This is a genomic window from [Empedobacter] haloabium, from assembly GCA_008011715.2.
Classification (GTDB): domain Bacteria; phylum Pseudomonadota; class Gammaproteobacteria; order Burkholderiales; family Burkholderiaceae_D; genus Rugamonas; species Rugamonas haloabia.
The window spans coordinates 3648237-3668795 of sequence record CP136508.1 but is presented as its reverse complement, the minus strand read 5'-3'; the positions used below and the strand labels follow the sequence as shown (position 1 = coordinate 3668795).

Annotated in this window: 17 protein-coding genes; 11 read left to right on the top strand and 6 right to left on the bottom strand. The window is 63.0% G+C overall.

Annotation, left to right across the window (positions count from 1 at the left end):
• The 9 genes from E7V67_015930 to E7V67_015890 all read left to right on the top strand — a co-directional run bounded on the left by E7V67_015930 (position 1) and on the right by E7V67_015890 (position 8606).
• Positions 1 to 378 carry a FliM/FliN family flagellar motor switch protein gene (locus E7V67_015930; GenBank protein WUR11201.1) on the top strand — a complete coding sequence of 126 codons (378 nt, stop codon included), beginning with the start codon at positions 1 to 3 and terminating at the stop codon, positions 376 to 378.
• 122 nt (positions 379 to 500) lie between these two features.
• A complete protein-coding gene (fliP, locus tag E7V67_015925) occupies positions 501 to 1223 on the top strand; it encodes a flagellar type III secretion system pore protein FliP (protein ID WUR16297.1) in 723 nt (240 codons plus the stop codon).
• Between the two features lie 12 nt (positions 1224 to 1235).
• Positions 1236 to 1508: a flagellar biosynthesis protein FliQ gene (fliQ, locus tag E7V67_015920; protein ID WUR11200.1), complete on the top strand. Its 273-nt coding sequence runs from the start codon at positions 1236 to 1238 to the stop codon at positions 1506 to 1508.
• Between the two features lie 11 nt (positions 1509 to 1519).
• The gene (gene fliR / locus E7V67_015915; protein ID WUR11199.1) at positions 1520 to 2341 is read left to right on the top strand and encodes a flagellar biosynthetic protein FliR; all 822 of its coding nucleotides are present in this window, start codon (positions 1520 to 1522) and stop codon (positions 2339 to 2341) included.
• A complete protein-coding gene (locus E7V67_015910; protein ID WUR11198.1) occupies positions 2334 to 3467 on the top strand; it encodes a flagellar type III secretion system protein FlhB in 1134 nt (377 codons plus the stop codon). The genes fliR and E7V67_015910 overlap by 8 nt, the downstream gene beginning before the upstream one ends.
• Positions 3464 to 5554: a flagellar biosynthesis protein FlhA gene (locus tag E7V67_015905; protein WUR11197.1), complete on the top strand. Its 2091-nt coding sequence runs from the start codon at positions 3464 to 3466 to the stop codon at positions 5552 to 5554. The genes E7V67_015910 and E7V67_015905 overlap by 4 nt, the downstream gene beginning before the upstream one ends.
• 123 nt (positions 5555 to 5677) lie before the next feature.
• The gene (locus tag E7V67_015900) at positions 5678 to 6094 is read left to right on the top strand and encodes a hypothetical protein (protein WUR11196.1); all 417 of its coding nucleotides are present in this window, start codon (positions 5678 to 5680) and stop codon (positions 6092 to 6094) included.
• A 152-nt stretch (positions 6095 to 6246) separates the two neighbouring features.
• Positions 6247 to 7476: a helix-turn-helix domain-containing protein gene (locus tag E7V67_015895; GenBank protein ID WUR11195.1), complete on the top strand. Its 1230-nt coding sequence runs from the start codon at positions 6247 to 6249 to the stop codon at positions 7474 to 7476.
• Between the two features lie 83 nt (positions 7477 to 7559).
• Positions 7560 to 8606: a formylglycine-generating enzyme family protein gene (locus E7V67_015890; protein ID WUR11194.1), complete on the top strand. Its 1047-nt coding sequence runs from the start codon at positions 7560 to 7562 to the stop codon at positions 8604 to 8606.
• A 137-nt stretch (positions 8607 to 8743) separates the two neighbouring features.
• On the opposite strand, the gene E7V67_015885 is transcribed toward E7V67_015890, so the two are convergent.
• From E7V67_015885 to E7V67_015860, 6 genes are all read right to left on the bottom strand, one after another.
• The gene (locus E7V67_015885; GenBank protein WUR11193.1) at positions 8744 to 9295 is read right to left on the bottom strand and encodes a hypothetical protein; all 552 of its coding nucleotides are present in this window, start codon (positions 9293 to 9295) and stop codon (positions 8744 to 8746) included.
• Between the two features lie 225 nt (positions 9296 to 9520).
• Positions 9521 to 9985, bottom strand: coding sequence for a hypothetical protein (locus E7V67_015880; protein WUR11192.1), 465 nt, complete (start codon positions 9983 to 9985; stop codon positions 9521 to 9523).
• 1 nt (position 9986) lies between these two features.
• Positions 9987 to 14789 carry an RHS repeat-associated core domain-containing protein gene (locus E7V67_015875; GenBank protein ID WUR11191.1) on the bottom strand — a complete coding sequence of 1601 codons (4803 nt, stop codon included), beginning with the start codon at positions 14787 to 14789 and terminating at the stop codon, positions 9987 to 9989.
• Positions 14790 to 15083: 294 nt separating this feature from the next.
• The gene (locus E7V67_015870) at positions 15084 to 16040 is read right to left on the bottom strand and encodes a hypothetical protein (protein ID WUR11190.1); all 957 of its coding nucleotides are present in this window, start codon (positions 16038 to 16040) and stop codon (positions 15084 to 15086) included.
• A gap of 95 nt (positions 16041 to 16135) precedes the next feature.
• Positions 16136 to 17035, bottom strand: coding sequence for a flagellin (locus E7V67_015865; GenBank protein ID WUR11189.1), 900 nt, complete (start codon positions 17033 to 17035; stop codon positions 16136 to 16138).
• A 186-nt stretch (positions 17036 to 17221) separates the two neighbouring features.
• The gene (locus tag E7V67_015860; GenBank protein WUR11188.1) at positions 17222 to 18889 is read right to left on the bottom strand and encodes an electron transfer flavoprotein-ubiquinone oxidoreductase; all 1668 of its coding nucleotides are present in this window, start codon (positions 18887 to 18889) and stop codon (positions 17222 to 17224) included.
• A 180-nt stretch (positions 18890 to 19069) separates the two neighbouring features.
• Between E7V67_015860 and E7V67_015855 the strand changes: the two genes are divergently transcribed.
• Positions 19070 to 19846 carry an SDR family oxidoreductase gene (locus tag E7V67_015855; GenBank protein WUR11187.1) on the top strand — a complete coding sequence of 259 codons (777 nt, stop codon included), beginning with the start codon at positions 19070 to 19072 and terminating at the stop codon, positions 19844 to 19846.
• The gene (locus tag E7V67_015850) at positions 19843 to 20445 is read left to right on the top strand and encodes a DUF1877 family protein (protein ID WUR11186.1); all 603 of its coding nucleotides are present in this window, start codon (positions 19843 to 19845) and stop codon (positions 20443 to 20445) included. The genes E7V67_015855 and E7V67_015850 overlap by 4 nt, the downstream gene beginning before the upstream one ends.
• Positions 20446 to 20559: the final 114 nt, after the last annotated feature.

The following is a 20559-nucleotide window of genomic DNA, read 5'->3' as shown; positions in this document are numbered from 1 at the left end:
ATGATGAACATAAACGCTAACGGCACCAACGACGCGATGCTCGAAGACGTGACGGAAGAGATGATCCTCGATCCCGTGCCCGGCGAACTGGCCGACGTGCCGGCGCCGCGTGCCCCGCGCCGCGACCTGCCGCAAATGATGCGCAAGATTCCCGTCACCCTGACGCTGGAAGTGGGCTCGGCCCGCATCTCGCTGCAGGACCTGATGAGCATTGGACCGGAAAGCGTCGTCGAACTGGACGTGCTGGCCGGCGAGCCGCTCGTCATCAAGGTCAACGGCACCGCGATCGGCCGCGCCGAAGTGGTCGTGGCCGGCGAGAACTACGGTTTGAAGGTGATCGACCTGGACGGGTTGAACCTCGACATGATGACGTCATGACGACGTGCCTTGCAACCCTGGCCGGCCGCTTGAGCCGGCCTTTTGCTTTTGGGGGTGTCTTGACGAGATTGCCACGGTTGTTTCCTGTTGTACTAGTCTTGCTGGCAGCCGTGCTGGCCGGCCTGCCCCTGGAGAGCTGGGCGCAAGCGGCGGCGCAGGCGCCCGCCAACACGCCGGACCTGCTGGCCGGCGTGGTGCCGGGTGCCGCCACCGACCTGTCGGTCAAGATGCAGATCCTGATCGTCATGACCCTCCTGGGCCTGCTGCCCGTGATGGTCATGATGATGACGAGCTTTACCCGCTTCGTCATCGTGCTGTCCCTGCTGCGCTCCGCGCTGGGCCTGCAGCAGGGCCTGCCCAACCGCATCATCACCGGCATCGCCCTGATCCTCACCTTGCTGGTCATGAAGCCGATCGGCGACCAGGTCTGGCGCGACGCGTTCGTGCCGTACGACCAGGACAGGATCGGCCTGAACGAGGCCCTGCGCATCGCCGAGCAGCCCGTGTCGCGCTTCATGCTGGCCCAGACCAGCAAGGCGGCGCTGAAGCAGATCGCCACCCTGGCGGGCGAGGGCAACGTGACGGTGCCGATGAACCATGGCTTCGCCGTCAAGCTGGCCGCCTTCGTGCTGTCCGAACTGAAGACCGCGTTCCAGATCGGCTGCATGCTGTTCATTCCCTTCCTGATCATCGACCTCGTGGTATCGTCGGTCCTGATGGCGATGGGCATGATGATGCTGTCGCCGCTGGTGATTTCGCTGCCGTTCAAGCTGCTGCTGTTCGTGCTGGTGGACGGCTGGACCCTGACGGTCAACACGCTGGTCACCAGCATCCAGGCGTATTAGGAGGGAGCGCGCATGCTGACACCCGACGTCGCGGTCGACCTGGTCGTCGAAGCCCTGCACATCGTGATGGTGCTGGTGATGGTGCTCGTGGTCCCGGGGCTGGTGATGGGTCTGGTGGTGGCGCTGTTCCAGGCGGCCACGCAGATCAACGAGCAGACCCTGTCGTTCCTGCCGCGCCTCCTGGTAACACTGTTCGCCATCATCCTGACGGGCCGCTGGATGGCGGGCTACCTGATGGACTACTGCGTTTCCATCTTCACGCGCGCCGCCACGCTGGTGGGCTAGCCGAACGACTCGTGGAACAGGTCCTCGCCAATCTCTTCCCCCTGCTGAACGCGTTGTGGTGGCCGTTTGTCCGCGCGATGGCGCTGCTGTCGGCCGCGCCCGTGCTGGGCGAAGCCATGGTGCCGGTGCCGATCCGGCTGCTGGTCTCGCTCGTCATCGCCGTGCTGATGATGCCGATCACCGGCAAGGAAATGGTCGTCATCGATCCGTTCTCGCTGGCCGCCGCCGTCGCCACCGCGGAGCAGGCCGTCATCGGCTTCGTGCTGGGACTGGCGTTCCACTTCGCCATGTCCGTCATCAGCCTGCTCGGCTACATCGTCTCGTCGCAGATGGGCTTTTCGATGGCCGTCATGAACGACCCGCTCAACGGCACCTCGTCGGACGTGGTCTCGGGCCTGTTGTCGATGCTGGCCATCATTGTGTTCTTCGCCATCGACGGCCACCTGGTGATCACCAACGTGATCGGCGCCAGCTTCAAGGCCTGGCCCCTGGGTGGGGGCTTCGCGCCATTGCTGCTGCAGACCGTGGCCTGGAACGTGGCGTGGATCTTCTCGGCCGCGCTGCTGCTGGCCATTCCGATCGTGTTCGCCACCGTCGTGGTGCAGATCGGCTTCGGTTTCCTCAATCGCGTGGCGCCGTCGCTGAACCTGTTCTCGCTGGGCTTTTCCGTCATTACCGTGTATGGCCTCCTGATGCTGGGCCAGGTGGTACGCTTCATTCCCGACCACTACACGCGCATGTCGGGCCAGGTGCTGGAGATGATCCGGCAGCAGATGCACGCGGCTCCCCGGCCGCGCGTCGCGCTTACCCTGGAGGTGCCGCATCATGGCTGACAGCAGCGACAAGACCGAGAAGGCGTCACAGCAGAAGCTGAGGAAGGCGCGCGAGGAAGGGCAGGTGGTCCGTTCGAAGGACCTGGCCACGGCCGTCGGCATCCTCGTCAGCCTGAAGCTGTTCATCTACCTGCTGCCGTCCTACCTGGACCAGTTCCGCGCCATCTTCGGCCAGAGCTTCATCGCGCTGGACGGCACCGACACCATCGGCAACGCACTGTCCGACGTGTTCTACGAAGCCGGCCTGCTGCTGGTGCAGATGGTGGCGCCGCTGTTCATCGTGCCGTTCTGTATCGTGCTGTCGTCCGTGCTGCCGGGCGGGTTCGTGCTGAGCGCGAAGAACCTGCAGCCGAAGTTCTCGCGCATGAACCCGATGTCGAATCTGGGCCGCCTGTTCTCGGCCAAGCATGGCGGCGAACTGGCCCTGTCGGTCGGCAAGGCCGGCATCCTGATCGCGGTGCTGGTGCACCTGGCCCGTTCGACCCTGCACGACTACACCCGGCTGCAGTCGATGCCCCTGACGGAAGCGATGATCAAGGGCGCCGACCTGATGGCGGATGGCCTGATGGCGCTGGTGTCGATCTTCATCCTGTTCGCCATCCTCGACGTGCCGGCGCAGGCGTTCTTCTTCGCCAAGGGCCAGCGCATGAGCAAGCAGGAGGTCAAGGAAGAGCACAAGAGCAGCGAGGGCCGGCCCGAGGTCAAGGGCCGCATCCGCCAGCTGCAGCGCGCGATGGCGCAGCGCAGCGCGCGCAAGACCGTGCCGACGGCCGACGTGGTCGTCGTCAACCCCGAGCACTATGCCGTCGCGCTGAAGTACGACGAGAAGCGCGCCGAGGCGCCGTTCGTCGTGGCCAAGGGCGTCGACGAGCTGGCGCTGTACATCAAGTCGATCGCGCAGGAGCACCAGATCGAGGTGCTGACCTTGCCGCCGCTGGCGCGCGCGATCTACAACACGGCCCAGGTCAACCAGCAGATTCCCGTGCAGCTGTACCAGGCCGTGTCGCAGGTGCTGCACTACGTGCTGCAGCTGAAAGCCTTCAAGACGGGGAGCCGGCAAGGCATGCCGGCATTCCCCGACCAGATTGTCGTACCACCATCCATGAGTGAGGTTTCGCCGTCATGAATTTGTTGAACCGCATCGTCGCCGAATTACGCCGCCATAAGTTCGCCACGCCGCTGTTCGTCATGTCCATCCTGGGCATGATCATCCTGCCGCTGCCACCGATCCTGCTGGACGTGCTGTTCACGTTCAACATCGTGCTGGCCCTGATCGTCATCCTGGTCTCGGTGCAGGCCAAGCGGCCGCTGGACTTCTCCGTGTTCCCCACGGTGATCCTGGCCACCACGATGCTGCGGCTGACCTTGAACGTGGCCTCGACCCGGGTGGTGCTGCTGCATGGCCACGAGGGCACGCATGCGGCGGGTCGGGTGGTGGAGGCGTTCGGTAACGTCGTCATCGGCGGTAATTTCGTCGTCGGCCTGGTGGTGTTCGTCATCCTGATGATCATCAACTTCGCCGTGGTCACGAAGGGCGCGGAACGGATCTCGGAAGTGTCGGCCCGGTTCACGCTGGACGCCTTGCCCGGCAAGCAGATGGCCATCGATGCCGACTTGAACGCAGGCCTGATCAACCAGGAAAAGGCGCAGCAGCGCCGGCGTGAAGTGGCGATGGAAGCGGACTTCTACGGCGCCATGGATGGTGCCTCGAAGTTCGTGCGCGGCGACGCCATCGCCTCGATCCTGATCCTGATCATCAACCTGGTGGGCGGTGTCGCCATCGGTTCGCTGATGCAGGACATGAGCTTCGGTGATGCGTTCCGCCAGTACGCGCTGCTGACCATCGGCGACGGCCTGGTCGCGCAGATCCCGGCGCTGCTGCTGTCGGCCGCTGCCGCCATCATCGTCACCCGTATTTCCGATGCGGGCGACTTCGAAAGCGAGGTGGGCAAGCAGCTGCTGGCCAGCCCGAACATCCTGTACTCGGCCGCCGGCCTGATGGTCGTGCTGGGCATCGTGCCGGGCATGCCGTGGCTGCCGTTCCTGTCGTTTGGCGGCGCGCTGGCCTATGCCGGCTACCGCATGACCCAGCGCGCGGTCACGCCGCCGGACACGAAACAGATCGAGGCGATCCAGGCCGCGCTGTCGGAAGAGAAGACGCCGGAGCTGGAGTGGCAAAGCCTGCCCATCGTGCACCCGCTGCAGGTGCTGCTGGGTTACAAGCTGGTCGGCCTGATCGACAAGGCGCAAGGCGAGGTGCTGACCAAGCGCATTCGCGGCGTGCGCCAGAGCCTGTCCGAAGGGATGGGCATGGTGCTGCCGCCGATCGGCGTGCGCGACGACCTGGGCCTGAAGCCGTCGCAATACTCTGTCGTGCTGGGTGGCGCCACGGTGGCGCAGGCCGAGGTATTCCCCGACCGTCTGATGGCGATCCCGTCGCCGAATATGTACGGGCAGGTGGACGGCATCCCCGGCGTGGAGCCTGCCTACGGCATGCCGGTGGTCTGGATCGACCCGGCCGACAAGGCGCAGGCGCTGGGCATGGGCTACCAGGTGGTGGAGGCGCCCAGCGCGATCGCCACGCACGTCTCCAAATTGATCCGCGAATACCTGCCGGAGCTGTTCCGCCACGACGACGTGGCGGCGCTGATGGAGCGCTTGACGGCGCTGGCCCCGAAGCTGGGCGCCGCGCTGGACAAGGCGATGACGCACACGCAGCTCTTGCGCGTGTTCCGGGTGCTGCTGGCCGAGAACGTCTCTTTGAAGGACATCGTGCCGATCGCCACCACCTTGCTGGACAGTGCCGAAACGACCAAGGACCCGATCCTGCTGGCGGCGGAAGTGCGCTGCGCGCTGCGGCGCCAGATCGTGGGCAGCCTGTTCGGGCAGCGGAAGGAAATGCTGGCGTTTAACCTGGGCGGCGAGCTGGAGAATATGCTGCTCGGTTCACTCAATCAGGCGCGCCAGAGCGGCAAGGTGGTGCTGGACAATTACCCGATCGACCCGCACCTGCTGGCGCAGCTGCAGGTCAACATGCCGGTGGCGCGCGAGCAGATGAAGCAGGCCGCGACGCCGCCGATCCTCCTGGTGCTGCCGCAGATCCGGCCGCTGTTGGCGCGCTATGCGCGGTTATTTGCGCCGGGCTTGCATGTGTTGTCGTATAACGAGGTGCCGGAGAATCGGGAGGTTTCGATTATTGGGACGGTGGGGTAGGTGAATGGGGCCGCGCGCCGGTTTGCGGGCGCCGTTCCGACTTTACGCCCGGGATCGCTGCAATATCTCTCAGCACGAATTGAAAACTCAGAACCCGAGATGGATTGTGCGTCCGACACCCCATTGTTCGCCTTCGAGAGTGCCGATTCCCTGGCACAGTTCACGGTATGGTTGATTCCGTTTGCTGGCGGAGGAATTGTTAGCATACTTGCTGGGCAGTGGGCTGGCTGGAAGCTGCTTGCAGCGCTTGCGCTGATTTGTCTCCTTCTGATCGGTGGTCTTCGTTCATCGATTCAGGTCTTTCCCGATCACGTCGAAGTCGTGCGTAAATGGTTTTTTGTTCCCTACAAAACCTATCGATCATGCTTCATCGAGGATGTTGCTTTTGGCGGCGACTGGGGGCTGGAAGAGGGCGCCATGGGCATTGTGGTACGGATGAGCGGTCAGGAAATACATCTCGGCACTTCAAAGAATATGCGCTACCTTTATGAATCGCTGATACCCTTTGTCAACACGTGGCGCCCACCTGGGCATGGATGAGTCTCGCGCGGCTGGGCCGCCGGTATGGCGTGTTCGACGACGCTGGCCGACGCATTTCTTATTGCATTGCTTGCATTTGCGCTATCCTTGCTGCCTTGACAGCAATACGGTAGCAGAATGACCTTATCCATCGCCGTTGACGAGGCGGTTTCATGTTAGCCGCCATCGAAATTTCGACCGGCTTGCTTGGCTTTTTCCTGGCAATCCCGCTGATCGCGATGACCGGCAGTCGGCCGGCCAATCTATGGTTGGGCCTGTTTATCCTGTCAGTTTCCCTGCTGTCGCTGGCGTTCCCCATGTACAGCCGGTTTCCCGCGCTATTTGGCTTGTTCGACTGGCCGCTGGCCAGCGTCGGACCATTTTTCTATTGCTACGTGCGCAGCGTGACCGGCCTGGGTAATTCACTCCGGCAGCGCTGGCACTTCGTGCCGCTCGCGCTGCTGGTTGTCGCCCTGCTATATGGGCGCTCCCAACTCTCGGGACCGGACTTGTTGGGTTTGCTGCTGCGAGGATCGGTGTTCAGCATGGCGCTGCTGGCCTTTCAGGTGCTGGCGGCCGGCTACGCCCTGGCCGCGTTGTACCGGCTTAGCCAGTATCGGCAACGCTTGCGTGAGCACTATTCCTCGATCGGGCAGCGTGACCTGATCTGGCTGTCCTGGCTCAGCATTATATTTATCGCGTTATTGATCATCTGGATTCCGTCGAATCTGCTCGGTGGTTTCTGGAGCCTGCTGCTGATTCTCGGCCGTTTGATCACGTTGTATCTGGTTGGGTGGTTCGGCTTGCGCCAGACGGCGGTATTCATGTCCCCAATTGGCATAGGCACGGTGGAGGAATCCAGTCCGGCTGTTCCTGCCGGAGAAGACAGGGCCGCGATCATATCGGTGACTCAGTCGGTAGCGTCTGCTGAGGAGTCGCCTTTCGGCGACCCTGTTGACGTCGGCGGGCATAAATATTCCCGATCCGGCATGACGGACGCGGCAAGCCACTTGATTGGCCAGCGTCTGGCGCATTGGGCCGTGCACGAGTGCGGTTATCGCGATCCCGATATCAAATTGTCCGATCTGGCCGGACGCATCGGCACGTCGCCACAACTGCTGTCGCAATATCTCAATGATGTGCTGGGAATGAATTTTTTCGGATACATCAACGGTTTGCGGGTTGCGGAAATCCACAACATGATGCGCGACCCCGGCAATGAGGCACGCACGCTGCTCGACCTGGCGTTCGCGGCTGGCTTCAACAGCAAATCCACGTTCAACGCTTCCTTCAAGAAAATCAGTGGCTTGGCACCGTCCTGCTGGCGCCGCCTGCATGGATGGACGTCCGCGCCGATCGGCCAGGACGTTGCGGCAAGCGCGTCGGGGCAAACTTCCCCCTAGCTGTCTGGCAACAGGCCGTCTTGTCCCGCGCGGCGGCCGATCATCCCGGCCGTGCCCTGTTTTTCATCCCTACGACATACTTCATGAAAAACATCCTCCTTGTTTTAGCGCTGGCCGCCCTGGCTGCCGTCAGCGGCCCTCTGGCGGCGGCTGGCGATGCCGTGATCATCCCACCGATGGTAATGATTAAAGGCGGCGAATTCTTGATGGGCAGTTTTGACAATCCCAAGGACGAGAATTACCCGACCTCCGAACCGGTACATGCGGTCAAGATAAAGTCCTTCCGCTTGTCCAAGTACGAGACCACGGTGAAGCAATTCCGCCAATTCGTCGAGGCGACGGGCTATCAGGCCAAAGGCGACTGCTGGAAACTTGCCGCCAATGAATGGGGCATTGAAGTCGGACAGGTCGCATGGGATTCACCCGTTAATGCACCCACGGATTATCACCCGGTCACGTGCGTCAGCTGGAACGATGCCCATGCATATCTGGAATGGTTGTCCCAGCAAACCGGAAAACATTACCGCCTGCCCAGCGAGGCGGAATGGGAATACGCCTCGCGCGCAGGCGGCAATGCCCGCTATCCGTTTGGCGATGATCCCGCGGCCCTGTGCAAGCATGCCAATGTGTTCGACCGCGGCGGCAAGGCCGCCATCGCGCGACTGACGGGTAAATCCAGGGACGAAGTCAAATGCCATGACGGGGCGGAGTTCACCACGGTCGTGGGCATGTATGCACCCAATGCGTTCGGCTTGCATGACATGCTCGGCAACGTCGGCGAGTATGTCGAAGATTGCCAGCACCTGTCCTATGAAGGCGCGCCCACCGACGGCAGCGCGTGGACAAGCGGGTGCGCGACGTTCCACGGTGGGGCGATGGCGATCCATCGCGGCGGCAGCTACAACAATGGCGCGGTCGGTGCCAGCCCGACCCATCGCGGCCACGCGGGCTTGGACAATCGCAGCAGCCTCGGCGAAGGGTTCCGTATCGCCGAAACGATCGAAGACGCCGCCGCGCAAAAGAGCAGAGCCGGCAAGACCGCGAAGCCAAGTGCATTCGAGGCTGGCCTGGCCAGCGCGCAGCTGGCGGAACGCGCTAGCAGGGAGCGGGCAAAGGGCAGCCCGAAATAGCTTGCTGAGGGCCGCTATCGCGCCGATTCGCTGCCGGCTTGCGAGGTACCTGTCACCGGGGTTTTTTGCGTCGCCGAGCGCTTGCAGGATCGCCATCGGCCCCATCCAGGAACAGGCCCGACGGAATTTGAGAGAGCTCAGCTGCGCGGCTCGAAAAACAACTCATCCGCCGGCAACGGCTGCGACAACAACACCGCCACCTCGGCCATCGTGCGGAACAGCGCGGGCGTCAGTTGCGCCACCTGCCGCCCGGTCGGCTGGTTACCGGCGGCGGCAGGCAGCTCGCGCATCATGCGCGCGCGCCCGATCGTGATGCCGCAGCGGTTGGCCAGCACGGCGATCTGCGGCAGCAGGGTACGCATGTGCTGCATCGCTGCCTGTTGCGCCGCGCCGATGTCCAGCAGCACGCCGCCCGGCGCCGGCTCCATTTGCACCACCACCTTGCCCAGGCCGGGCAGGACCACTTCCAGGCGCAAGGCCACGCGCAATGCCGCCAGCCGGCGACCCTGCCGGCCAGGGGCTTCGTCCTCGTCCGGCGCCAGCGTGACGACGCGCAGCACCAGTTTTTCCGCACCCCAGGCATACACGGCGAACTTCCACGCTTCCGTTTCCGCGACCACCTCCGGCGCCACGCGCCCGCCCTGCAGCACGGCGCCGGCCTGCTCTGAGACGTCGACGGCGGTAGACATCGCCGCCACCCGCTCGTGTTACTCATCCGGCTCATCAGCGTCTGCGCCAGCCAGTCGTGGATGCACGCGGCATTCACATCGGCGCGATTAATGTCGAGTACGAAGCCTACCTCGTCGGGGGAATGTGCCAATATACCCACATTGATGCATCGACATTGTCATGGTTAGTGCCTTGCGACTATCATGGATGAGTAGCAATATTGCGAACGCTCCGATGGGCCGGCTTTAGTCAATCATGTAAGGCGAAAGAAACTCTTGAGTAAATAATTTCGTCTTAGAATTCAATATGAATTCCGATGCATCCCGGTCTGAAACGAAGTACATATAATAGTCATACCCGAAATGGAACTCAATGCCATCGCCAATCAAACGGCACCAGAACTCCTCTCGCAATATAGAAGCAATTAATTTTGGAACTTGTGCGATTGTAAATGATTGCCCTTCGCAAATGTCATTCTCAATTGGTTTGCTGTTCTCGAGCCCCTGAACTTTCAAGCTGCTGGCGCCAAATGAGTTACACAGATATATGGCTAGCGATATATATTCGCCTTCAATAGCTAGATATTCTCTCGTGCGATCATCGTCCTCCTGGTCGATTTCAGAAAAACTCGTCCACTCAGTAGCTGGCGAGCGTAACGTTCCCCCGAAAGTTAAATACCTATATTTCGTGATTCTATAAGAATAATCCATTTCAATCTCCAATTCTATTCAGATCTTCATCGTAGGTTCCCGAGCGCGTGCGCCGGCTGCCCAGGTTTGGAATAGTATCCGCCCCTTTCCACCCGTTCGAAATGTTGTGCCCATCTGCATCAGGCGAGATATACTTTAAAGCGCTTCGCGCCTTTGGATTGGTATATACCGGTTGTCCATGCGACAACTCATTGGTTCTTCTGTACCCAAGGCTGACAGCCTTTGCGGCATGGCCTGTCGGACACTTCTTTCCATAAAACTGTTGATTTCGGGCTGAATTCGCTGCCACCGTGTCGGGATGGTAATCACCACCAATTAGCGCTGGTGTTCCACCGCTGGGCAACAGTCCTAGCGGATCAATCCAACCGGTTGGGCTGGGAGCATACAGATGTATATTCAGGCCACCCTGGAGTCCGATAGGGTCACTGGAGACGAATCTGCCGATATGTGGGTCGTAATACCGATACCGGTTGTAATGCAGCCCCGTCTCATCATCCATATACTGGCCCTGGAACCGGATCGGATTCCGAATTCCTGCCTTGTATGCAGCCTCGCTGATCGCTACCTTCGCTCGCCCCCACGCCCTAGACTGCGCGGACCACGCGACCTTACCCTGATGATCCGTCAATTCTTGGGGTGTACCCAGATGATCGCACTGATAGAATGCGATCTCATCCTTGCCGAAGGGCTCGGCTTCCTGCTCGTACTCACCGTTCCATAGCGGATCGATTGCGATGTCATACTTGCCATCGTTGCCTACCATTAGTGCTTTCACATCTGTGGTAGGGGCAAGTGCAAATATGCGACTCTGCGTAATCTGCACCAGCGGCGTGAAGCTGTTGCGATCGTACACATAATGAACCGTCCGATCGCTCGTGGCATGGCCGTGGTGCATGCTGCTTTCCAACGCCAGCGTGTCTCCATCCCAGCCGTACATGGTCCGGGTCGCATTTCGCATGGTAGCGCCGTCGCTGGCCTGGCTATGCTTGGCGATACGCCGACCCAACGGATCGTAGGCGTAGGTCGTGACGCCGTGCCGCGTGACGGCGCGTGCCATCCGATTGAACGCATCCCACTCGAACGTGTCGCGCTGGCCGTTCTGCAGGCGCTCGATGAGGTTACCTCGTTCATCGTAGCGGTAGCTGGTGCCGGCATATTCCTTGAGCAGGTTATCCAGCACTTTTGGCAGCAGGGTGCGGGTAGCAATGCTCTGGTGCTGCTGCGCAGTGTTGGGCACTTGGATGTTGCTAGCCGGGTCAAAGGCGAAGGTCTCATGGCCCATCGCGCTATTTGCCGCCAGCAGCCGTCCGATCGGATCGTAGCGGTATTCGATATGGCCGCGCCGGGTGTCGTCGATGCTCGTCAGTTGGCCGGAGCGGTCGTAGCGGTAGCGCCGCTGGATCGCCGCTTGCATGCCGACCTGAACGTCCGGACGATACTGGCCGGGGTGGAACTCCACGTTCTTCCGGCCCAGCTGTTGCTCGATCAGGCGCCCGGCCGGGTCATACTTCATCGTTTGCAACAGGCCATTAGCCTGCGTGCGGCTGGTTTCCTGATACAGCGCATCGCGCTCGAAGGACACGATTTCCTGCCCATCGAGCAGCAGGCCGTGCACGTGGCCTGCGCCATACGTCAGCCAATCGATGCGGTGACCGTCGGGGCGGGTCGTGCCGATGCGCTGGTTCAGTTCGTCGTAGCGGTGGTGCCAGACCGCCGTGCGCTTGTCCGGATGGAATGGGCCGTGATAGTGCTGGTGTTCGCGTACCAGATTGCCGGCGGGGTCGTAGAACCATTGCAGCCGGGCGTGTTCGTTTTTCGCGTCGGCCAGTTGGCCGCTGGCGTAGTAGGCGAAGGTTTCGATTTGCTCGGGCTGGCCTGGCGCGGCGGCGCGGCGCTGCATGAGACGGCCCATGGCGTCGAACTCGAGCCGTGTGGTCACGCCGGCTTCCTCGGTTTCCGCCAGCACGCCGGTTCCTTCGTGGTAGCGGTAGTCGGTGGTCTTGCCATCGAAGCCCTGTTCCTGCAGCAGCCGGCCAACGGGGTCGTACTGGAAGCGGTAGACGCTGCCGTTTTCGTTTTCCAGCGTGGACAGCCGGCCCAGTGCGTCCCAGCGGTAGCGCAGGTTGTGGCCCAGTGCATCCGTTCGCTGCGCGATCAGGCCGGCCGCAGTGTAGCGGTAGGCGGTGCGGCGTTGCAGCGCGTCGATGTGCGCCAGCAGCCGGCCTTCGGCGTCGTGGCGCAGTTGCTCTTCGCTGCCGTCAGGGTGGATGACGGCTTCGAGCTGGCCTGGGCGATTGCCGGTTTCTTCGCTGAGTGCCAGCGTCAGCGTTTCGACGCTGACTGGCGTGTAGCGATAGCGCGTGATGTTGCCGGCGGCGTCGAAGCTTTTGATGAGGCGCTTGCGCTCGTCGTATTGCCACTGGGTGCTGTGGCCGGAGCAATCGGTGTAGCTGGCGAGCTGGCCGTCCGGGGTGTAGGCCAGTTTCTTGACGCCACCCTTGGCATCGGTGACTTCGACGGGGCGTCCAGCCTTGTCGTAGGCATATTGCGTTTTGTTGCCGAGCGGGTCGATTTCCTCGACCAGGTGGCCTTGCGCATCGTAGTCGCGCTTCCACGTGCCGCCTTCGGGATCGAGAATGCCTGTGATGCGGTGGTTGGCGTCGTATTCGAAGTGGACCTGGCTGCCGTCGGCACGGGTGTGAGTCAGCAGGTTGCCGTGGTCGTCGTAGCGGAAATGCTCGCTGTTGCCATCGGTGTGGATGTGGCGGATGACGTTTTTCGCATTGTCGCGGTAGAACCATTCTTCCAGCCCGTCCGGGTAGACGGTGCGGTAGGTGTAGCCGGCGATGTCGTAGTAATAGCGCGTCTCATTGCCCAGCGCGTCCGTGACGTAGGTCAGGCGGATGTTCTTGTCCCACTCTAACCGCGTGTCGTGGCTGCCGTCGTCGGCCCACTCGCGGATCGCTTTCGCATTGGCGCCGCTGTCGATGCTGGTGTCGTAGGCCAGGTTGATGCCGCGACCCGTGCGGTCGGTGTAGCGGGTGACGAGGTGGCGGTCGTACTGGTAGTGCCAGGCGGCCGCGTTTTCTTCCTGGGCGTAGATCAGGTCGCCGTGCTCGTTGTAGTCGTAGGCGGACAGTTGGCGCACCAATTGTCCATCCTTGATTTCCCACAGCGAGACGATGTGGCCATTGGCGTCGACCTGGGTGCCGGCATGGGCGACGATAGCGTCGCCTTGCTTGCTGATGATGTCGCTGAGCACCGCCTCGCCATTGGCCACGTGGTCGTAGCGCAGGCCCAGGGCTGCGCCGTCCTTGGCGTGAATGGCGATCAGGCGGAAGTGCTGCTTGCCCATCTCGGCGGTTTTGGCCCGTACGGTGTCGGTCAGCTCGTAGGTTTCACGCCAGGGGCTGGGTGCGCCCGCTGGCAGCGGCTTGCCGAAGTCGAGCGTCAGCAGCGTGATGCTCAAGCGGGTCAGCGTGATCTGCTCGACCGGGTCGTGGTGCTTTTCGCCAACGGCCAGCCAGGGGTAGCGGTGGCTGCGGCCATCGGCGGCGTGATAGAGCAGGGCGGTCGGCTTGCCCTGACCGACGACGTCGATACGCGTGCTGTACGACGTGAGCCAGCGTGCGCCGAGGTTGCCGCGATCGTAGGCGACCAGCTGGCTGCGGTAGGTGCGGCTCCATTCGATCGGCAGCGGGGCATCGAGGACGAAGTCGGTATGTGTAAACGTTTCGGCGCCGGTGGCAAAGCTGATCGACCGTCCCGTTCCACCTTTTGCCGGGCACAGCTTGCAGTTGTTGGCATCGCCCATGGCCGGGCTTTGATGGCTGGCGGCGCCCAGCTCGTGGCCGGGGTTGTCCTTCTTGTGCCGGGCGCCCTTGGTGGATGGCATCAGCACCGCATAGTCCTTCTTGTGCTTGACGACGGCATCGCGCAGGCGCATCAGGATCCACTTGATGCTCATCTGCGCCTGTTCGTCGGCCAGGGCGGCCAGCTTGCCGCGAAACGCCGGCTTGAAGTCGGTCAGGTGCGTGATGATGGCCGTGACGCCCGTGACGGCACTTTCCGGCAGTTGGCGCGCCACCGTGGCGGCGGCGTAGTTCGCGGCCCGCTTGTATTGCCGGTCGATCGCGCCCAGCATGCGGCGCCAGCTGCTTTGCACCTTTGGGTCGTGCAGCTTGCTCTCCGCTTGCGCCGGGGGAGCGACGTCGAACAGCGGTTCCTTGCCGATGCAGCGCTTGAGGATCTTGACCAGGTCGTCGACGATGCCGTCGGCCACCTTGGCGCATTCGTCCAGGATGCCCGACAGCCTGCTCATCGCGCCGTCAATGAAAGTTTCGAGCTCGCCGGCCAGCCGGGCATTGAGGTGCACGACCAGCACCTCGACCACCGTCGCGCCGATATCCTTGGCGCTCATCGCCAGCTTCTGCCGCGCCAAATGCAGGGCAGGGCGCAGGCTCATGCGCGCCGCGCTCGATGCCGGCAGCGGCACCACGCCGATCAGGTTGATGCCCAGGCTGACCCAGGCCAGGAACTCGATTTCCTTCTTGGCGATGAGCTTCTGGATGACGCCGACGATGTCCATGATGGCGTCGATCAAGGCCATGATGTTGCCGATAACCGGCAGGCTGCCCGCCACCGTACTCAGGCGCTCGAGGGTCACGTAGTCGTGGCTGATCTTGCGCAGCCATTTGTCGAAGGCTGCCGCGGCGGCGCCGACGTCTTGCTGGTCAATCGTGTTCAGCGGCGCGACGGCGACCTCGGGCGGGCGCTCGCCAAGTTTATGCGTGGGTTCGGTCATGGAACTGTCAGGCGATGGTTTTATTCAGAGCGTAGGCACGCAACGAAGCTGCGCCGGCCAGGGGAGGCAGCGTTCCACCCGTTACGCGATGCACCCGTCAGATCGGCCTGGTGTTGCTATTTTAGCATGCGCCGTGGATGGGCGGCCGGTGAGATGGCGGTGCCTGGACTGCATCCTAGTCAGTCAGCGGGACGGGTAAGAAAGCGATCGACATCCGATTGGCCAGGATCAAATCGAGCGCGGTTTTAACGGCACAGCTCGAGAACGCGGCGGCCCGTTCGAGGAAAGACAGCCCTATCCGCGCGGCTCGAAAAACAACTCATCCGCCGGCAACGGCTGCGACAACAACACCGCCACCTCGGCCATCGTGCGGAACAGCGCGGGCGTCAGTTGCGCGACCTGCCGCCCGGTCGGCTGGTTGCCGGCGGCGGCAGGCAGCTCGCGCATCATGCGCGCGCGCCCGATCGTGATGCCGCAGCGGTTGGCCAGCACGGCGATCTGCGGCAGCAGGGTACGCATGTGCTGCATCGCTGCCTGTTGCGCCGCGCCGATGTCCAGCAGCACGCCGCCGGGCGCCGGCTCCATTTGCACCACCACCTTGCCCATGTCGGGCAGGAAGACTTCCAGCCGCAATGCCACGCGCGGCACCGCTGGACGGCGCCCGCGCCGATCCGAGGCCTCGTCCTCGTCGGGAGACAGCGTGACGACCCGCAGCACGAGTTTCTCGGCGCCCCAGGCATACACGGCAAACTTCCACGCTTCCGTTTCGGCGACCACCTCCGGCGACACGCGGCCGCCCTGCAGTACGGCACCGGCCTGCTCGGACCGGAACAGCCCGGACGGCAGGCGCCGCCCTTCGGTCTGCTGTTGCAAGGCGGCGCGCTGCTCGGCGTAGTTGCGCACCATGACTTGCCATGACGCGGCCAGCACCGACGTATCCGGCGTCTGCCAGACCAGCTGGCGCGATGCGAACAGCTGATTCGGCTGCATGGCGCCGGTATCGGCCAGCAGGCTGTCCAGCGCCGCCTTGCCGGCCAGCGCGGCTGGGGCGGCGCTGGCGAGCAGCTGGCCGTCCATCGCCTCCAGCACGGCACCGACCGCGGCCGGCAAGCCCGGCTCGAGCGCGAACGGCGCGGCCGGGCCGGTGGCGGCGGGCTGGGGCAGGCCGGGCCGCGGCTGCTGGCCGGTCGGCTCGCGCGACGTGCGTTCGGTGATGGTCGGCGCGGTGGGCGCCAGTCGGTTTATTGCCATGAAGACAGCTTACCATGCATGGATAAAAAAAAGCCAACCGCGCTGGCGGTTGGCTCTGCGTCAGGCGGACCCGGTCGCGGGTCCGGCCGTCAGGATTACTGCAGCAGCGACAGGACCAGCGAGGACTGGCTGTTGGACTGCTTCAGCATCGCGGTGCCGGCTTGCAGCAGCATCTGGTTCGACGTCATGTTGGCCGATTCCGTCGCGAAGTCCACGTCCATGATGCGGCCGGATGCGTTCTTCGTGTTGGTCGAGATGCTCGACAGGTTGTTGTAGACGTGGTCCAGGCGGTTCGAGATCGCACCCAGCTTCGAGCGCATCGTGCCGACGGAGTCGATGGCGTCCGACAGGGTCTTGATCGTCGCGTTGGCGTTGGTCGCGCCGGTGGCAGCGTCGGCACCGGAGATTTCCGTACCGGCCGCGGTCGCGGCGACACCGGTGGCGCCGTCGTACTGCGTGGCGGCCAGCTTGATCTTCGAGTGCACGGCGGTCATCTCGGTCGAGAAGTCGGCCGTCATCTTTTCGTCCTTGTCGGAACCGATCTGGAACGTGATCGTCGTCGACAGCTTACCGGTCGTGTCCGTCAGCAGGTTGGTGCCGCCGAACTTGGTGTTGGTCATGATGTTGCCCAGTTCGTTCGACAGGGAGTCGAATTCGGCTTGCATCGCGGCCTGGTCGTCCTTGGTCGAGGAACCGTCGGCGGCTTGCGTGGCCAGGTCCTTCATGCGGTTCAGGATGTTGGTGGTCTCGTCCAGCGCGCCTTCGGCGGTCTGCATCAGCGAGATCGAGTTCTGGGTGTTGCGCATTGCCACTTGCATGCCGCTCGTCTGGGTCTTCAGGCGGGTGGCGATCTGCAGGCCAGCAGCGTCGTCCATTGCGGAGTTGATACGGTAGCCGGTCGACAGGCGGGTCATCGACGTCGACAGGGTGCTCTGGGTCTTGGTCAGCGAGTTCTGCGCGGACAGGGCGGCGTTGTTGGTGTGAAGGCTCAGCATGTTAGTTACTCCGGTTTTAAGGGGTTCGATTTAGAGCAGCTTTCTGCGCTCTCATGAGTACAAGACGACCGCCTCGAACCGGACATTAAGTGCCATGCGGAAATTTTTTCGACTTTTTTTGTGTATGAAAAAACGGCGCCGGGGCAAGGCACCGGCGCCGTTGTCATTTTGCTACCCGAACAATGCTTACATATTCGGGTAGTTTGGCCCGCCCCCGCCTTCCGGCGTGACCCAGACGATGTTCTGGGTCGGGTCCTTGATGTCGCAGGTCTTGCAGTGCACGCAGTTCTGCGCGTTGATCTGCAGGCGCTCGGCGCCGTCGTCGTTCTTGACGAACTCGTACACGCCGGCCGGGCAGTAACGCTGTTCCGGGCCGGCGTACTTGGCCAGGTTGACGTCCACCGGCACCGACGGGTTCTTCAACGTCAGGTGCACCGGCTGGTCTTCCGCGTGGTTCGTGTTGGAGATGAACACGGAAGAGAGCTTGTCGAACGTCAGCTTGCCGTCCGGCTTCGGATAGACGATCGGCTTGTAGTTCGCCGCCGGCTTCAGGCAAGCGTGGTCCGGCTCGCTGTGGTGCAAGGTCCAGGGCGCCTTGCCGCGGAAGACGATCTGGTCGATACCGGTCATGATCGAACCGTAGATCAGGCCCTTGTTCAGGTACTGCTTGACGTTGCGCGCCACGTGCAGTTCCTCGTGCAGCCAGGACTGCTCGAAGGCGACCGGGTAGGCCGTCAGCTCGTCGAACTGGCGGTTTTCGCCCAGCGCGGCCACCAGCGCCTCGGCGGCCAGCATGCCGGACTTGATGGCGGCGTGGCTGCCCTTGATGCGGCTCATGTTGAGGAAGCCGGCGTCGCAGCCGATCAGCGCGCCGCCCGGGAACACCAGCTTCGGCAGCGACTGCAGGCCACCGGCCGTGATGGCGCGGGCGCCATAGGAAATGCGCTTGCCGCCTTCGAAGAACTTGCGGATTTCCGGGTGCGTCTTGTAGCGCTGGAATTCCTCGTACGGCGACAGGTAGGGGTTCTGGTAGTTCAGGCCGACCACGTAGCCGACCACCACCTGGTTGTTTTCCATGTGGTACAGGAACGAGCCGCCGTAGGTGTCGTGCGCCAGCGGCCAGCCGGACGTGTGGATGACGAGGCCTGGCTGGTGCTTGGCCGGGTCGATCTCCCACAGTTCCTTGATGCCGATGCCGTAGGCCTGCGGGTCCTTGCCCTTGTTCAGGTCGTATTTGGCCATCAGCTGCTTGCCCAGGTGCCCGCGCGAGCCTTCGGCGAACAGCGTGTACTTGCCGTGCAGTTCCATGCCCAGCTGGAAGTCGGGGCCCGGCTCACCGTCGCGCTTGACGCCCATATTGCCGGTCGCCACGCCCTTGACGGAGCCGTCCTCGTTGTACAGGATCTCGGCGGCGGGGAAGCCGGGGAAGATTTCCACGCCCAGGCTTTCCGCCTGCTGGCCCAGCCAGCGCACGACGTTACCCAGCGAGATCACGTAGTTGCCATGGTTCTCCAGGCATTTCGGGATCATGAAGTTCGGCGTCTTGTACGCCTTCGTTTCGGTCAGGAACAGCACGCGGTCTTCCGTGACGGCGGTGTTCAGCGGCGCGCCCAGCTCCTTCCAGTTCGGAATCAGCTCGGTCAGCGCGCGCGGGTCCATGACGGCGCCGGACAGGATGTGGGCGCCCAGCTCGCCGCCTTTCTCCAGTACGACAACGGAAATCTCCTGGCCCTTCTCCTGGGCCAGTTGCTTGATGCGAATGGCTGCCGACAGGCCGGCCGGGCCACCGCCGACGATCACGACGTCATACTCCATCGCTTCGCGCGGGCCGTACTGTTCAACGAGATTTGTCATATGAATTGTAGTTTTAGAGGTGAAACGGAAAAATTAGCACGAGTGTGCTTCTTTTCCCGCGCAAATGCAACGGCATTGTATTAGATGTTCCCGTCTAATACTGCTGATTGTGTAAGATATCGGACACTGCGCACGCGCCCCCAGGATGCGTGCCGTGACAACGAACAACAAGGAGCAGTCGTGGGCATCGAAGTCAATTTTGAAGGCAAGATCGCGCTGGTCACGGGCGCGTCGTCGGGATTGGGCGCGCGTTTCGCCAAGGTCCTGGCCAGCGCGGGCGCGCAGGTGGTGCTGGCCTCGCGCCGCACCGAGCGGCTGAAGGAACTGCGCGCCGAGATCGAGGCGGATGGCGGCGCCGCCCACGTGGTGGCGCTGGACGTGACGGACTACGCCAGCATCAAGTCCGCCATTGCCCATGCCGAGACGGAGGCGGGTCCCATCGACATCCTCGTCAACAACTCGGGCGTCTCGACCACCCAGCGGCTGGTGGACGTCACGCCGGAAGACTACAGCTTCATCATGGACACCAACCTGCGCGGCGCCTTCTTCGTGGCGCAGGAAGCGGCCAAGCGCATGATCGCGCGCGCCAAGGGCGACCCGAAGAAGCAGCACCGCATCATCAACATCGCCTCCGTCGCCGGGCTGCGCGTGCTGCCGCAGATCGGCGTCTACTGCATGAGCAAGGCCGGCATCATCCACATGACGAAGGCGATGGCGGTGGAGTGGGGCAAATACGGCATCAACACCAACGCGATCTGCCCGGGCTACATCTCGACGGAGATCAACGAGGACTATTTCGCCAGCGAGCAGGGCCGCCGCCTGATCGACATGCTGCCGCGCAAGCGCCCCGGCAAGCCGGAAGACCTGGACGGCCTGATGCTGCTCCTGGCCGGCGACGAGGCGCATTTCATCAATGGCGCCGTCATCTCGGCGGATGATGGCATGACGGCGCAGTGAGTATCGTCGCCTACTATGTCGAGGTCGACGCGGCCCAGCTGGCCGCGCTGCGCGCCAAGCCGCCGCTGGTTTGGCACATGCGCGAGGATCCCCGTTTCGCGGGTGCGGCCATGATGGACGTCGACCAGGACTGGCAGGTGCTGTCCTGGCTCGCTTCGCCCACGAAGCGCAGCGAAACCTGCCACCATGCCGCCGCGACGGCCGGCGGGCAGGATGCCGAGCAGGTGCTACGCGTCGTCGCCAGGCTGGGCTGCCGGCCGCCACCGCCAGGCGACGACCTGTTGCTGGACGCGATCGAAGGACGCGGCGAGGAGCGTGACCACGACCCGGCGCTCAATTTCGGCCTGGGCGGCGCCCGGGTGTTTCCGCCCAAGGCAGTGCGCCGCATCGCCGTCACGTTCTCGCAGTTCCCATGGTCCGCGTTTCGTGGCGCCTTCGACCGCGAGACCATGGCGCGCATGCACGTGGGCGGCATGGACTGGCGGCAGGAAGAGGACAGCGTGCGCGACGAGTTCCTGGTCCCGTCCTTCGTGCGCTTGAGCGAGTTTTACCAGCATGCGGCGCAGGCGGGGCATGACGTGGTGGTATTTCACCTGTAACAATCGTACCCTTCGCCGCGGTTTGCGCCCATCAGCAGAGGGCTGGGGTCAGACCCGCCGGGTCTGACCCCGGTCTTCGGTCCCGGGGTGGCAACGCGTACGCGACTTGCCAAC